This is a genomic window from Leminorella richardii (assembly GCF_900478135.1).
In the GTDB taxonomy this organism is placed as follows: Bacteria; Pseudomonadota; Gammaproteobacteria; order Enterobacterales; family Enterobacteriaceae; genus Leminorella; species Leminorella richardii.
In genome coordinates this window covers 3,136,171-3,149,662 of the sequence record NZ_LS483470.1, presented here as the reverse complement: position 1 = coordinate 3,149,662, position 13,492 = coordinate 3,136,171, and the positions used below count along the sequence as shown (strand labels likewise).

Genomic DNA, 13,492 nt, shown 5'->3' with positions numbered 1-13,492 from the left:
AGCAGGGCGTCATATGCAAGACGCCTACAGTGCCTAGGGTGTTTGAAGCGAGCTTGATGTCTGTTCGTCGCGCATTTTCCAGCGCGCCAGATCGACCAGTAAAAAGGCGAGCAGGCTTATACCCATCGCAGGAAGGGCATAGCCCAGTGCCGCAGCGGCTATCGGGCTTAGCACTTTCTGATAGCGAGGCAGCCGCCACCAGGCCGACAGTAAAGTACGGCTAGGAGCGCTGTCCTGCATTCTTGGACGGCGAAGCCACCACATGCGGTAGCCAAAGACGATAAGCGCACAGAGCCCCGTGCCGAACGCCGCTAGCAGCAGCTGGTTGGCTAAACCGAAAAGCACGCCCATGTGGGCGTCAACGCCCCAGCGGGTCAGCTTAGCAATCAGAGGGAAGTCTTTAAATTTCACTCGATCGACGAGGGTAAATCCGTCCGGGTGAATGGATACGGCATCTACCCGCGTTGGCCAGCTGCGATCGATTTCTGTTACTGTCCAGGCGCTGCGGTCGTTTTTGGGCTGGCGTACTTCAAGCTTTGCTGCACCTAGACCCGCGCTTCGGGCAGAGGCAAGTACGCTGTCCCAGTCGGCATCGGGCGCATTGCCTTCTTTTGTGGCGGAGTTCCCTGTCATCGAGTGGTGAGCATGCTCTGCGTGGGGAGCAGTCTGCGGCATTTTAGCCAGCGTCACGTTAACCTGCGGCGTGAGCCAGCCGAGCTGCATGCGCAGGCTGTCAATATTGCTTCCCGCCCACTGAGACCAGGTTAACCCCGTGGCAGAAAAGAACAGCAGGCCAAGCGAAAGAGTGATTCCTGTTACTACGTGGCGATGCCGGGTCTTTGCCGAAGCGCCTTTGACCTGACGGACTTTACGGCGCGGGCGAGACGTCCACCATAGAAGTAACCCACCGAGCGCGGCGATCCAAAGCCAGGAGGCGGCCAGTTCGCTGTAGTTTCTGCCGACGCTTCCCAGCAGTAGATCGCGGTGCAGTCGATCGATAGCTGTTCTCAGGGGTAAAATGCCGCTGGTGCCGTAGACCGCCATATCGCCTTTTACCGCCAGCGTATACGGGTCGATAAAAATGGCTCGGGATTCAGACTCGCCGAGGGTAGGGGCGGTAAACTGTACGCGTGTGGTGTCAGTCGCCTCTGGGGCGGGGCGAACGGCATAAATTCTGGCGCTTTGCCCAGCGTATTCACGCGCGGAAGCGATTTGATCAGACAGCGGATTGGCTTCACCCTGTGGTTCAACTTCCAGCGCCTCGGCGTAGATCCAGCTTTCTAGCTGCGGGGTCAGAACGTACAGCGTTCCGGTCAGAGCGGCGATAAAAATAAAAGGTGCAACAAACAGACCGATGTAAAAATGTAGGCGGCGAATAAGGTCCAGCAGCGCTGATGGGGGCTGGGTGTGGGTCATGGGATCTCCACTGCAATAGGCGCGCATCCCTGACGCGAAGCAAATGAAACGAATGAGAATGATATCTTTTTGTTAATTTTGTGTAAATATTTTAGTTGATTTTAAGAGGGGAGGATAAGAGCTTTTTGGCAGGCTGTCGGGGGAGGCTAACACTCAATAAAAACGCCCGCCGTTTCCGGCAGGCGCTTTCATAAAAGGCTACGGGGAATCTTAGTTCATGCCGTATTTTTTAAGCTTCTTGCGCAGCGTACCGCGGTTGATGCCCATCATGGTCGCAGCGCGGGTTTGGTTACCGCGGGTGTACTGCATCACCATATCCAGCAGTGGCTGTTCTACTTCAGCCAGAACCAGTTCATAAAGATCGTTAACGTCTTGACCGTTAAGCTGAGCAAAGTAGTTCTTTAAAGCCTGTTTGACGGAGTCGCGCAGAGGCTTCTGCGTGATTTGATCCTGTGAGTTGACGGTAGCGACAGTTAATACATCAGAATTTACGCGTTGTTCGAACATGGTTCTGTTAGCTCTTCTATCTGGTTAGGCAAAATTTCAAAATATGCCCTCAATGCATCGAGTTGCTCATCGGCATCGTCAATGGCGTTGAAGGACCGTCGGAACTGGTCGTTGGGGACGTGCTCCTGTAAATACCAGGAAACGTGCTTACGTGCGATGCGAAGCCCTTTAACCGACCCGTAAAAGTCGTGCAGGGCGCTCACGTGCGCAGTTAACAAACGCTCCACCTCCTGCAGCGGCATAGGTGGAAGCACTTCCCCTGTGTCCAGGTAATGCTGGATTTCCCGGAAGATCCAAGGTCTTCCCTGAGCGGCCCGGCCAATCATCAGAGCGTCAGCTCCGGTGTAGTCCAGTACGGCTCTGGCTTTATGCGGGTCAGTGATATCTCCGTTAGCGATAACGGGGATACCGACATTCTGTTTTACAGCCTTAATGCTGTCGTATTCCGCTTCACCGTTAAACAGGCAGTGGCGCGTGCGGCCGTGAATCGTAATGGCCTGAATACCGCAGCGTTCAGCAAGCTGGGCTATCTCAATGCAGTTGCGCTGCTCGGGATCCCAGCCTGTGCGGGTTTTCAACGTGACCGGAACGTCAACAGCGTTGACGACGGCTCGGAGAATCCGCCCGATAAGCTCTGGATACTGCAACAGTGCAGATCCCGCCAGCTTGCGGTTAACCTTTTTGGCCGGGCACCCCATGTTGATGTCTATCAACTGAGCGCCGTTTTCCACGTTGATGCGTGCGGCCTGCGCCATATCGTCAGGGTCACACCCGGCGATTTGCACTGCCCGAATGCCGGGCTCATCAAAGTGAACCATACGCAGCTTTGACTTATCGGTTCGCCACACATCCGGATTGGAAGAGAGCATCTCAGATACCGTCATTCCGGCACCCATCGAGTGGCATAGCGTTCTAAACGGGCGATCCGTAATTCCCGCCATAGGGGCGGCAATTAAACGATTTGTCAACTCAAGATTACCAATGCGCATGGATAGTCAAACGACCATATGTATCTGCAAGGGCGCGTATATTACGCATTTTTTGGTTCAGATGAAAGGCCAAACTTTGAACAATTATCGACTAAAATCAAAGAAACCTGACCCCGATCGTGATGCGCAATATCTTTCATTTATTTTACAATAAGTTGTGTTTCGTTTATTCAGTAAAACTTTTTGCTACAGCTCGCCTCTTTTGTTAACGACACGTGTTGTGCGAGAGGCGGCCTGTTGACGTGTTAAAGGTTTCTGTCAGGCTTTTCTGACACCCGTTATGCGGCACCATTCCGCATTTTCCGCTACCGGATCCAGCGTAAAGAGTCCTTCGTAGGCGGCACAGACGTCCTGCGCCTGTGAGGCGAGAATTCCCGACAGCCCCAGATGCCCTTCGGCATTTGGCAGTTGGCTAATCAGCGGCGCCAGCTCTCTTAACGGCCCGGCGAGAATGTTAGCCACGACGACGTCTGCGCGCAGGTCGCTGGGCTGATCTTTTGGCAGATAGAGCTCTAGGCGCTCTGCAACGCCGTTGCGTTCCGCATTATCACGGCTGGCGAGTATCGCCTGCGGATCGATATCGATACCTATGGCTTTGGCTGCACCCAGCTTAAGGGCAGCGATGGCCAGAATGCCGGAACCGCAGCCGAAGTCGATCACGGTTTTACCCGCCAGATCCAGTCCGTCAAGCCATTGCAGGCACAGGGCAGTCGTTGGGTGGGTTCCGGTGCCGAAAGCCAGACCGGGGTCAAGCATGACGTTAACGGCGTTTTTATCGGGCACTTCGCGCCAGCTGGGGCAGATCCACAGGCGTTCGCCGAAGCGCATAGGGTGGAAGTTGTCCATCCACTCCCGCTCCCAGTCTTTGTCTTCCAGCTGTTCAATCTTATGAGCAAATCCTGTGCCGAACAGAGGATGCTGTTCCAGCATAGCGACGACGCTTTTCATGTCGGTTTCGGCATCATACAGGCCGATGACGTCAGTATCGCCCCACAGGCGGGTTTCCCCCGGCAGCGGTTCAAAAACCGGCACGTCGTGAGTATCCTGAAAGGTGACGGAGACGGAACCGCTTTCCACCAGCGCATCGCCGATGTCTTCGGCCTTGTCGCCAGAGGTGTTTAACTTTAACTGTATCCAGGGCATAGCGTTTCTCTTATTTTAAACTGACGGCGGAAGGATGCGCGCTGCGCTCTCCCACTACGTTGCCGATCAGGAAAGTGATAATTCCCAGTGCCAGCGAGGGCACAATGGGATGCAGTCCGTAGAAGGACAGACCTAGCGTCGCCATTACCGCGTAGCAGACTGCGCCACACACCATGGAACACAGTGCGCCGTAGGCGTTCGCCCGCTCCCAGTAAAGCCCAAGCACCAGCGGCCACAGGAACACGGCTTCCAGCCCGCCAAACGCCAGCAGGTTCCACCAGATGATCATTTCCGGCGGTCGCCAGGCGGCGAGAATAAGCAGCAGTCCCAGAATAAACGTGACCCAGCTTGAGATTCTGGCTAGCCGGCGATCGTTTTTCATCTGTTCCGGCTTTAGGCTGAGGTAGAGGTCTTTTACCAGCGTGGCAGAAGCCTGCAGCAGCTGTGCGTTAATCGTCGACATAATGGCGGCCAGCGGCGCGGCAAGGAAAATCCCTGCGGCGACGGGAGGCAGCACTTTAATCATCAGCGCCGGGATCACCTGATCGGGAATGGTCATGCCCGGCATCACGGCGCGGCCCAGAGCGCCTGCCAAGTGCATAGTAAACATCAAAATGGCGACGATAACCGTGCCGATGATAATGCCGCGGTGCACCGCTTTGCTGTCCTTGTAGGCGATACAGCGCACTGCGGTGTGCGGTAGGCCGATAACGCCAAAGCAGACGAGGATCCAGAACGAAGCCATAAACGGCAGGGAAAGAAAGTCGTCAGCACCCGTCGCGGAAAGCAGCTTTGGATCGATAGCTTCCAGTTTGTCGACAGCAGAGCCTAGGCCGCCCGCTGCATAGATAACGGCGACCAACAGTAGAATTGCACCCACCAGCATAACGACGCCCTGTAGTGCGTCATTTAGCACGCTGGCGCGAAAACCGCCGAAAGCGGTATACGCGGCAATAGTGGCACCGAAAATTAGCAGGCCGATGTCGTAGGGCACTCCGGCGGCGGTTTCCAGCAGCCGCGCGCCGCCGATAAACTGTACGGTCATGGCGCCAATAAAGGCCAACAGCAGGCTGATACTGGCGAACCAGACCAGCGCTTTGCTCTTATAGCGGGCGTAGAGCACGTCGTTAAGGGTGACCGCGTTGTAGCGCCGCGCCAGAATAGCGAACTTCTTACCCAGCACGCCCAAAGAAAGCCAGACCGCAGGTAGCTGGATCATCGCCAGCAGCACCCAGCCCAGCCCGTACTTATAGGCCGCGCCCGGCCCGCCGATAAACGAGCTGGCGCTGATGTAAGTTGCGGTCAGCGTCATGGCCAGAATAAATCCGCCCATCGAGCGGTCGCCGATGAAGTAATCGTTAAGAAAATTGCCTTTCTGGCGTTTGAGATAGGCATAGATAGACAGGCCAAACACCAGAAAAAGATAGGCGAGAAGCGGCAGAATAACGTCAAGCTGCATCGTCGTTATCCTCCAGCGGGATATCGCGGAAAATGAAGCGAACCGTAAGCCAGCACAGCAAAATAAAGATCAGGGGAACCAGCAGGCAGGCCATTTCAAACCAGTGAGGCAAGCCGGTGATTCCCTGCTGTGAATCCGGCAGGTAGGCGGCCAGCGACCAGGCAAGCAGATAGGCTAGCGTCAGCCATACCGCCCAGCGCGCTTCCTTATGGGCCTGAGTAAAGCGAGGATCCATAGTTGCGACTCCGTCATTGTCTGTCGGTGCGATTCATTTCCCGAGCGTTCAGCTCGGGAAGCGTAATAATCAAGGGATAGAATTGTACGGAAACGGAAGCGTTTGCACAGCACTATTTTAACGCGGGCGTCAGAAGCGAAATCTGCTTGAGGACGAACGAGTCGCCCTCTTTGTGCCAGCCTGCGGCGCTATTTTTCGTTGGGTGACCAGTCAGGGCTAAAGCCGCCGAGGGTAGGGTGATACATTTCGTCACCGCTGTGCTGGGTGAATTCGACGTTGAGGCGGTCTTCTCTTAGCCCCAGAATCTCCACACAGTCGTCGATAAGCCGCTTTGCCAGCGCCATCCTTTGTTCTGCCGGGCGGCCTTCACGGATGTCGCACATCAGAACAGAAACGCGCTCAAGATCGCCCTGTTCATTGACGGTGCGCCAAACGCCGCCGTCGCCGGTTTCCCGAATGGCGATGCTAATGCGGCGAATGTCCACCGTCATCATTTCGGTATAGGTCTGGCAGAGCCTTTTCGCTAACGCTTTTTTCTGTTCGGCATCGTAACTGCCGTTAACGTCTAGCTGTAAATAGGGCATAGTGTTCTCCTGAGAATGGCGTCCAAGTTTTCATTGTACGTTCTATCATCCGCTTTTCCACGGGTTAAATCGTGTTTAAAACGGCGGCTTAGAGGCAGCGCTTCTCGCCGCTGATATCTCAGTGTTTCAAGAGAGGAGAGCACCATGTCAGAGACTCAAATTGCGCACGGCCGCTGCCTGTGCGGTAGCGTCGGCATTACTGCGGGCAAAATGAGCCGTCACGTTGGTGCCTGCCACTGCGGGATGTGCCGAAAGTGGGGCGGTGGGCCCTTTTTAGCGGTGGATTGTGGTACAGAAGTCACGTTTAGCGGTGAAGAGCACATCGGCGTGTTTCGTTCATCGGAATGGGCCGAACGCGGGTTTTGCAAGATGTGCGGCACTAGCCTGTTCTATAGAATAGTGGATGGTCAGCAGTATGCCGTACCGATAGGGCTGTTTGACGATGCGGAAAGTCTCGTTTTCGATATTCAGGTCTTTATTGACCGCAAGCCAGACTATTACAGCTTTGTCGGTGAGATGCAGATGATGACCGAGGCCGAGGTTATTGCCATGTACGCTCCGCCGGATAAAACGTAGCCTGAGAAAATAAAAAACGCCGGAAATTAATCTTCCGGCGTTTTGTGATGACAGTCGGTTTACAGCGACTTACTTCTCGTGCATGCCCAACATTTTTTCCAGATAGTGGATGTTGGTGCCGCCTTTTTCAAAGCCTTTGTCTTCCATAATGCGCATTTGCAGGCTGACGTTGGTTTTGATGCCGTCGATAATCAGCTCAGCCAGGGCGTTTTTCATGCGTGAAATAGCCACTTCGCGGGTTTCCCCGTAGGCGATAAGCTTGCCGATCATTGAGTCATAGTACGGCGGCACGGTGTAGCCAGCGTAAATGTGAGACTCCCAGCGAATACCGAAACCGCCCGGCGCGTGGAAGCGGGTAATTTTACCCGGCGACGGCAGGAAGTTGTTCGGATCTTCTGCGTTGATACGGCACTCGATAGCGTGGCCTTTAACGTGAATGTCCTGCTGCTTCAGAGACAGCTTCTGACCGTCGGCGACGCGCAGCTGCTCTTTGATCAGGTCTACGCCGGTGATCATTTCGGTAACCGGGTGCTCAACCTGAATACGGGTGTTCATCTCAATGAAGTAGAACTCGCCGTTTTCATATAGGAACTCAAACGTACCCGCGCCGCGATAGCCGATTTCAATACAGGCTTTAGTACAGCGCTCGCCGATGTTGCGGCGAACCTCTTCGGTAATGCCGGGTGCTGGCGCTTCTTCCACCACTTTCTGGTGGCGGCGCTGCATCGAACAGTCGCGCTCGGCCAGATAGACCGCGTGGCCCTGACCATCAGCCATAACCTGAATTTCGATATGGCGTGGGTTCTCAAGGAATTTCTCCATGTACACCATGTCGTTGTTGAAAGCGGCTTTCGCTTCCGCACGGGTCATGATGATGGACTCTTCCAGCTCTTTTTCACCGCGCACGACGCGCATGCCGCGACCGCCGCCGCCGCCAGAGGCTTTGATAATGACCGGATAGCCAATCTGGTTGGCCAGCTCGCGGTTTCTTACCATGTCGCCGTCAAGGGGGCCGCCGGAACCGGGAACGCAGGGAACACCAGCCTTTTTCATCGCATTGATGGCTGAAACTTTATCGCCCATGATGCGAATAGTATCGGCTTTAGGTCCGATAAAGATAAAGCCGGAACGCTCAACCTGCTCGGCAAAGTCAGCGTTTTCTGACAAAAAGCCGTAGCCGGGGTGGATCGCGTCGGCACCGGTAATTTCTGCCGCTGCAATCAGCGCCGGAATGTTCAGGTAGCTCTTGGTTGACTGAGCCGGGCCGATGCAGACGGTTTCGTCTGCCAGCAGCACGTGCTTTAAATCGCGGTCAGCGCTGGAGTGAACCGCAACGGTTTTAATACCCAGCTCTTTACAGGCGCGCAGAATACGCAGCGCGATCTCGCCGCGGTTTGCGATGACAACTTTCTCAATCTTGCCCATTTTTTTAGACATAAGCTCGCCTCGTTACTCAATGATGACGAGCGGCTCGTCAAACTCCACCGGTTGCCCGCTTTCCAGCAGGATGGCCTTAACGACGCCCGCTTTGTCGGCCTCGATTTGGTTCATCATCTTCATGGCTTCAACGATGCACAGCGTATCGCCAACGGCCACAGTCTGGCCGACTTCGATGAAGGCCTTAGCGTCTGGGCTCGGGGTACGGTAGAAGGTGCCAACCATTGGTGAGCGAACAACGTGACCGCTGATTGCGGCAGGCGCGGCTTCAGCAGGCGCAGCGGCGGCAGGTGCCGCTGCTTGAGCGACGGGTGCAGGCTGAGGAATCGCGTACTGTTGAATAGGGGCGGCGTAGCTGCCCGCAACGGGGCCGCGGCTGATGCGAACAGACTCTTCGCCTTCAGAGATTTCCAGCTCATTAATGCCAGATTCTTCAACCAGTTCGATCAGCTTTTTAATCTTACGAATATCCATAGGTATGATTCCGTATTCTCTCGTGTGTAAATGGGAAAACGTTATTGCAAGCGACGAACAGCCGCCTGCAGGGCAAAGTCGTAGCCGTCAGCGCCGAGACCACAAATGACGCCCACCGCAATATCGGAAAGATAAGAGTGGTGTCGGAAAGGCTCTCGAGCGTGAACGTTAGACAGGTGAATTTCGATAAACGGGATACTGACGGCCAGCAGCGCATCGCGCAGGGCTACGCTGGTATGAGTAAACGCGGCCGGATTGATAAGAATAAAATCCACCGCGCCGCGTGCCTGATGCACGGCGTCAATCAGAGCGTGTTCGGCGTTGGATTGAAAGTGAGAAAAATCGACGCCCAAGCGTTCAGCTTCACCCGCTAGGCGATTGACAATATCAGTCAGCGTCGTATGCCCATATTTTTCGGGCTCGCGCGTCCCCAGCAGATTAAGGTTGGGGCCGTTTAACAGCAAAATGTGCGCTTTTTTCGTCATTGTGCTGATATCTCCGGCAATAAGAAACTAATCGCTAAAAATAACCTGATGCGTATCAATTGTCACCTTTCTTATGTAGGAAATTGACGGTAGCGACAAAATTAAAGTGCGCCATTATAACGATATCGCCGAAATTAGCAGCCTTTTACTGGTCTTATCAGCGAAGATTTACGGTAAGGCCTCAGGTTCATACGGGGTAGTTGTGCCAACGGAAGATAAAAAGTGTTGTATTATCTATAGGTTAGCCAGATTGCCACGTTTCAGTGATAGCGTCCTTTGCCGTTAATTATTGTAGAATTTTACTCAATTGCCACTTAGAGCGTTGCTTTTAGAGGAAGTTCGCATTGGAGAAGGCGTGTTTCCGCTTTTGTGACTGTGCGCACTTTCGGTGCGAAAAGGCGAAATACCCTCTTTCAGCCGATGTTTGTACAGGCTGAAAGAGGCGGTGATGTGAATTAGCGGACGTTAACCAAGACCCGTCCGGTAATTTTCCCATCCATGAGGCTGTTAGCCGCTTTGACAACTTCATCCAGACCTATTTCGCTGGTGGCGCGCTGATAGAAGCTTTCCGGCAGAAGTTCACTCAGGCGTTGCCATGCCTTCAGGCGGCGATCCTGCGGCGTCATGACGGAGTCTACACCCTGTAGGCGAACGTTTCTCAGGATAAACGGCATCACGGTGGCGGGCAGTTGGAAGCCACCGGCAAGGCCACAGGCGGCTACGGTGCCGTTATAGTTCATTTGGGCGATCACTTTGGCCAAAATGCTGCCGCCGACGACGTCTACTGCGCCAGCCCAGCGCTGTTTTTCCAACGGCTTGGCGGGCTCTTCAAAGCTGTTACGTTCAAGAACCAGACCAGCGCCGAGAGAAAGCAGGTACTCGGCGTTGTGCACACGACCGCTGACGGCGGAAACCTGATAGCCCAACTGGTGCAGTAGCGCCACGGCAATGCTGCCGACGCCGCCGCTGGCACCGGTAACCAGCACTTCACCGCTCTGCGGCGTTACGCCACCGTCTTCCAGCGCCATAACGCACAGCATGGCGGTGAGCCCCGCAGTACCGATAATCATTGATTTACGCTGATCCAATCCTTTCGGAATAGGGATAAGCCAGTCACCGTTGACGCGAGCCTGCTGAGACAGGCCGCCCCAGTGCGTTTCTCCCACGCCAAAGCCCGTCAATAGGACGCTTTGACCTGGTTGAAAGCGGGGATCGTCGCTTGTGTGCACTGTACCGGAAAAGTCGATGCCCGGAATCATGGGGAAATCGCGGATGATTTTGCCTTTACCGGTAATAGCCAGTGCGTCTTTGTAGTTAATGCTGGACCAGTTGATATCGACGGTGACGTCTCCTGCTGGAAGCTGCTCAAGGGAAACCTCTTTTACTGTTCCCTGAGTCTGCCCGTCGTGCTGTTCGAGAATGAGTGCTTTAGCCATAAGTCTTACCTGATCGCGTTTATGGGTAGAATAATAGCGGCCCATCGCTTTTTGCGCGCCGTTGCCGGAACGTGTCAAATCCGATGGGTACAAAATGTATAAAAACCGTATCGGTACGGTTGCATTATTCGCTTTTGTCTCTGTGGACGCAATGCGTTATGCGGAAGTGTCGGTTTGTTGACGCGTCAAGCATACTTTGATTTGCTCCTTGGCGAGCTTATAAAGCTCAGGAAATGAGCTCTAGCTCAAACTTCACTTTCTGTTGTTGCGAATATGCGTTGCGAATATGCGTTGCGAATATGCGTTGTGAATACGCGTCGTGAAGTCATGAGAGCGATATACCTCACCTTTTCCTTTCTGATGCGTTTTTACCCGTGCAGATATGGCCTTTTTTACTCAAAAGGGTGAAGTGCGTCGGAAAATATGTCCTCAAAATGTATCTATAGGGTGTTGTGCCAACAAAAATAGAATTAACTGTTAAGATATATGAGGCGCAGGGAAGCGAAGGCTCATTTCCTGTCCGGTTTTCTTTTTATTGTCTGTGTTATGGCTTATGGGTGGACGCGAAGACGCGACACTGACGTTTATTTTTATGCAGTAGATAAATTGCTATGGGAATGAGATTTACCGCCAGACTGTCCGTTTTTATGTCCATACTGGTGTTTCTAACCGTATTACTGGCGCTGCTGACGAGTGTTCTGAGCGTTTATCTGGTCGGTGGAAACAAGATGGACAGCCACTGGCAGCCGCTAATAGAGACTGCAGATCGGGCGCTGACCAGCCAGTCCGAGGCTGTCTACAGCTACGGATTGCCGACAGTTATGTCGGCGACCGGCGCGAGCCGTCTAGCGATTACTGACGCGCAGGGAAAGGCGATTTACTCTCACCATATCGACGCTCATCTTAACTTCTGGCGTCATTTTCATACTGAAAGCAGTACTGACATAGAGTTAGACAACCATCCGGGATTTACGCTGCATATCACCTATGCGGACCCTATTTTAAGCACGCTGTTTTCTCTGCCGTTTTTCCTGTCCGTTATGGCTGTGGTTTCTCTTATTGTTGTCATTGTCTTTTTGTGGTTGCGGTGGCTTAAGCGTCAGTTCAAAGGGGTTGAGCTGCTGGAGGCGCGCGCGTGGCGTATTCTGTCCGGCGAGCGAGAAGACGCCATGGCTGTTGACGTTCGCGAGTGGCCCGTTCACGCCAGTGCGGCGATCGATCGCCTGCTGATGGAGCTGAAGAATATGGGCGAGGAGAGAGTCAGGGTCGATAAGCTGATTCGCTCTTTTGCCGCGCAGGACGCGCAAACTGGTCTGAATAACCGGCTATTTTTTGACAATCAGCTGGCAACCCAGTTGGAAGAGCCCGGCGCCCACGGCGTAGTGATGATTGTGCGCCTGCCGGAGCTGGAGTTACTGGTGGAGGAGTACGGTAACGCGGTGGTTGACGATCTGCTGTACATGCTGGTCAACATGCTGTCTACCTTTATTATGCGCCATCCCGCAGCGCTGCTGGCGCGCTATTTCAGTAACGACTTTAGCGTTATTTTACCCCATCGCTCTCTGAAAGATGCTGACGGTATTGCCGCCCAGTTAGTTAGCGCCATTGATAGCCTGCCGCTGCCTCCAAATGTCGAGAAAGACAGCCTGATCCACATTGGCGTTTGCGGCTATCAGGGAGGGCAGTCGCCGGAACAGATTATGGACAATGCTGAACATGCCGCGAGGGCTGCTGTACTGCAAGGAGGCAACAGCTGGTTTATTTATGAAAATCAGACTGCGCCTCTGGTTAGAGGCAGCGTTTGCTGGCGTACTCTGCTAGAGCAAACTCTATCCCGCGGCGGGCCAAATATTTACTACAAGCCAGCGGTGACAGTAGATAATGTACTGAGCCATCGGGAAATGCTGTTGCGCATCAAAGACGGTGATGACGAGCTTCAACCCGCCGAGTTTATGCCGCTGATTCAACAATTTGGTATGGCAGAAAGGTTCGACCGAATGGTACTGAGTAAAACTTTGCCGCTGTTGGACTGCTGGCCAGAAGATACCATTGCGGTTTCGATCACTGTCGACTCGCTGCTAAAACACTCCTTCCAGATTTGGCTGCGCGATCATCTGCTGGAAAGAGAAAAATCGGCGCGAAAGCGAATTATATTTGAACTTGCAGAGGCAGACGTTTGTCAATATAGCGACCGACTGCGGCCGGTTATTCGACTGCTGCATGGATTAGGATGCCGTCTGGGCGTTGTTCAGGCGGGCTTAACCGTGGTGAGTAGTTCGATGTACGTGAAGTCTATACCTGTGGAGGTGATTAAGCTCCACCCTGGGCTGGTGCGTAATATTGACAAACGTCCTGAGAATCAGCTGTTTGTCGATAACCTGATGGCCGCCTGTGAGGGGACATCCGTGGTGGTGATGGCCGCTAGCGTGAGAACGCGCGCCGAGTGGGAAACTCTGCTTTCTCGCGGCGTAGTTGGCGGGCAGGGTGAGTTTTTTGCTTCGCCTAAGCCGATACCCTACTTCAAAGAAAAAAATAGTCGACAAAATCGTCAATTTTAACTCTGAAATGTGTGCGGTTTTCACGTAGAATAGAGCGCCTTGCTTATTCCTGTTTGGTTCGAGGCCGTTCTGTCCTTTGCATCGGCCAATTTGTCAGGTTAAAAAGTTTAAAAAACGCTTGCCGCATTAGGCGGCAGGCGAATTGAGTTCACGCGAAATGCCCGAAAGGCGCGCACGCTGATGCGCCCTGTTG

Annotated in this window: 12 protein-coding genes and 1 pseudogene; 2 read left to right on the top strand and 11 right to left on the bottom strand. The window is 53.7% G+C overall.

Annotated features, from left to right (window positions below; all coding sequences use genetic code 11):
- Positions 1-63: 63 nt before the first annotated feature.
- The 7 genes and pseudogenes from DQM29_RS14410 to DQM29_RS14380 form a co-directional block, all read right to left on the bottom strand.
- Positions 64-1,443, bottom strand: a pseudogene (locus DQM29_RS14410) (PepSY-associated TM helix domain-containing protein); the annotation flags it as partial.
- Positions 1,444-1,626: 183 nt separating this feature from the next.
- A complete protein-coding gene (gene fis, locus DQM29_RS14405) occupies positions 1,627-1,923 on the bottom strand; it encodes a DNA-binding transcriptional regulator Fis (protein WP_111741332.1) in 297 nt (98 codons plus the stop codon).
- Entirely contained in the window at positions 1,905-2,912 is a 1,008-nt protein-coding gene (gene dusB, locus DQM29_RS14400; protein WP_111741331.1) for a tRNA dihydrouridine synthase DusB, read from the bottom strand. Before dusB ends, fis begins: the two co-directional genes overlap by 19 nt.
- 258 nt (positions 2,913-3,170) lie before the next feature.
- Positions 3,171-4,055 (bottom strand): 50S ribosomal protein L11 methyltransferase, encoded by an 885-nt coding sequence (prmA, locus tag DQM29_RS14395; RefSeq protein ID WP_111741330.1) that lies wholly within the window; start codon positions 4,053-4,055, stop codon positions 3,171-3,173.
- Between the two features lie 10 nt (positions 4,056-4,065).
- Positions 4,066-5,514 carry a sodium/pantothenate symporter gene (gene panF, locus DQM29_RS14390; protein ID WP_111741329.1) on the bottom strand — a complete coding sequence of 483 codons (1,449 nt, stop codon included), beginning with the start codon at positions 5,512-5,514 and terminating at the stop codon, positions 4,066-4,068.
- The gene (locus tag DQM29_RS14385) at positions 5,504-5,749 is read right to left on the bottom strand and encodes a YhdT family protein (RefSeq protein ID WP_111741328.1); all 246 of its coding nucleotides are present in this window, start codon (positions 5,747-5,749) and stop codon (positions 5,504-5,506) included. Before DQM29_RS14385 ends, panF begins: the two co-directional genes overlap by 11 nt.
- A gap of 188 nt (positions 5,750-5,937) precedes the next feature.
- Positions 5,938-6,333 carry a tautomerase family protein gene (locus DQM29_RS14380; RefSeq protein WP_111741327.1) on the bottom strand — a complete coding sequence of 132 codons (396 nt, stop codon included), beginning with the start codon at positions 6,331-6,333 and terminating at the stop codon, positions 5,938-5,940.
- Positions 6,334-6,477: 144 nt separating this feature from the next.
- Here DQM29_RS14380 and DQM29_RS14375 point away from each other — a divergent pair, with 144 nt between their 5' ends.
- Positions 6,478-6,909 carry a GFA family protein gene (locus tag DQM29_RS14375; RefSeq protein ID WP_111741326.1) on the top strand — a complete coding sequence of 144 codons (432 nt, stop codon included), beginning with the start codon at positions 6,478-6,480 and terminating at the stop codon, positions 6,907-6,909.
- Positions 6,910-6,978: 69 nt separating this feature from the next.
- Here the strand turns inward: DQM29_RS14375 and accC are convergent, their stop codons facing one another.
- The 4 genes from accC to acuI form a co-directional block, all read right to left on the bottom strand.
- Positions 6,979-8,334, bottom strand: coding sequence for an acetyl-CoA carboxylase biotin carboxylase subunit (accC, locus tag DQM29_RS14370; RefSeq protein WP_111742111.1), 1,356 nt, complete (start codon positions 8,332-8,334; stop codon positions 6,979-6,981).
- Positions 8,335-8,358: 24 nt separating this feature from the next.
- Positions 8,359-8,820 (bottom strand): acetyl-CoA carboxylase biotin carboxyl carrier protein, encoded by a 462-nt coding sequence (gene accB, locus DQM29_RS14365; RefSeq protein WP_111741325.1) that lies wholly within the window; start codon positions 8,818-8,820, stop codon positions 8,359-8,361.
- Positions 8,821-8,861: 41 nt separating this feature from the next.
- Entirely contained in the window at positions 8,862-9,305 is a 444-nt protein-coding gene (aroQ, locus tag DQM29_RS14360; protein WP_111741324.1) for a type II 3-dehydroquinate dehydratase, read from the bottom strand.
- Positions 9,306-9,760: 455 nt separating this feature from the next.
- The gene (gene acuI / locus DQM29_RS14355) at positions 9,761-10,741 is read right to left on the bottom strand and encodes an acrylyl-CoA reductase (NADPH) (protein ID WP_111742110.1); all 981 of its coding nucleotides are present in this window, start codon (positions 10,739-10,741) and stop codon (positions 9,761-9,763) included.
- 617 nt (positions 10,742-11,358) lie between these two features.
- On the opposite strand from acuI, the gene csrD reads away from it, so the two are divergent.
- On the top strand, positions 11,359-13,299 hold the full coding sequence (gene csrD, locus DQM29_RS14350; RefSeq protein ID WP_111742109.1) for an RNase E specificity factor CsrD: 1,941 nt from the start codon (positions 11,359-11,361) through the stop codon (positions 13,297-13,299).
- Positions 13,300-13,492 lie beyond the last annotated feature (193 nt).

Bases quoted from the DNA above. Each gene is read 5' to 3' on its own strand.
- DQM29_RS14375 (WP_111741326.1), top strand. From the start codon at position 6,478: ATGTCAGAGACTCAAATTGCGCACGGCCGCTGCCTGTGCGGTAGCGTC.
- acuI (WP_111742110.1), bottom strand. From the start codon at position 10,741: ATGGCTAAAGCACTCATTCTCGAACAGCACGACGGGCAGACTCAGGGA.
- DQM29_RS14380 (WP_111741327.1), bottom strand. From the start codon at position 6,333: ATGCCCTATTTACAGCTAGACGTTAACGGCAGTTACGATGCCGAACAG.
- aroQ (WP_111741324.1), bottom strand. From the start codon at position 9,305: ATGACGAAAAAAGCGCACATTTTGCTGTTAAACGGCCCCAACCTTAAT.
- fis (WP_111741332.1), bottom strand. From the start codon at position 1,923: ATGTTCGAACAACGCGTAAATTCTGATGTATTAACTGTCGCTACCGTC.
- DQM29_RS14385 (WP_111741328.1), bottom strand. From the start codon at position 5,749: ATGGATCCTCGCTTTACTCAGGCCCATAAGGAAGCGCGCTGGGCGGTA.
- accC (WP_111742111.1), bottom strand. From the start codon at position 8,334: ATGGGCAAGATTGAGAAAGTTGTCATCGCAAACCGCGGCGAGATCGCG.
- csrD (WP_111742109.1), top strand. From the start codon at position 11,359: ATGAGATTTACCGCCAGACTGTCCGTTTTTATGTCCATACTGGTGTTT.
- accB (WP_111741325.1), bottom strand. From the start codon at position 8,820: ATGGATATTCGTAAGATTAAAAAGCTGATCGAACTGGTTGAAGAATCT.
- dusB (WP_111741331.1), bottom strand. From the start codon at position 2,912: ATGCGCATTGGTAATCTTGAGTTGACAAATCGTTTAATTGCCGCCCCT.
- panF (WP_111741329.1), bottom strand. From the start codon at position 5,514: ATGCAGCTTGACGTTATTCTGCCGCTTCTCGCCTATCTTTTTCTGGTG.
- prmA (WP_111741330.1), bottom strand. From the start codon at position 4,055: ATGCCCTGGATACAGTTAAAGTTAAACACCTCTGGCGACAAGGCCGAA.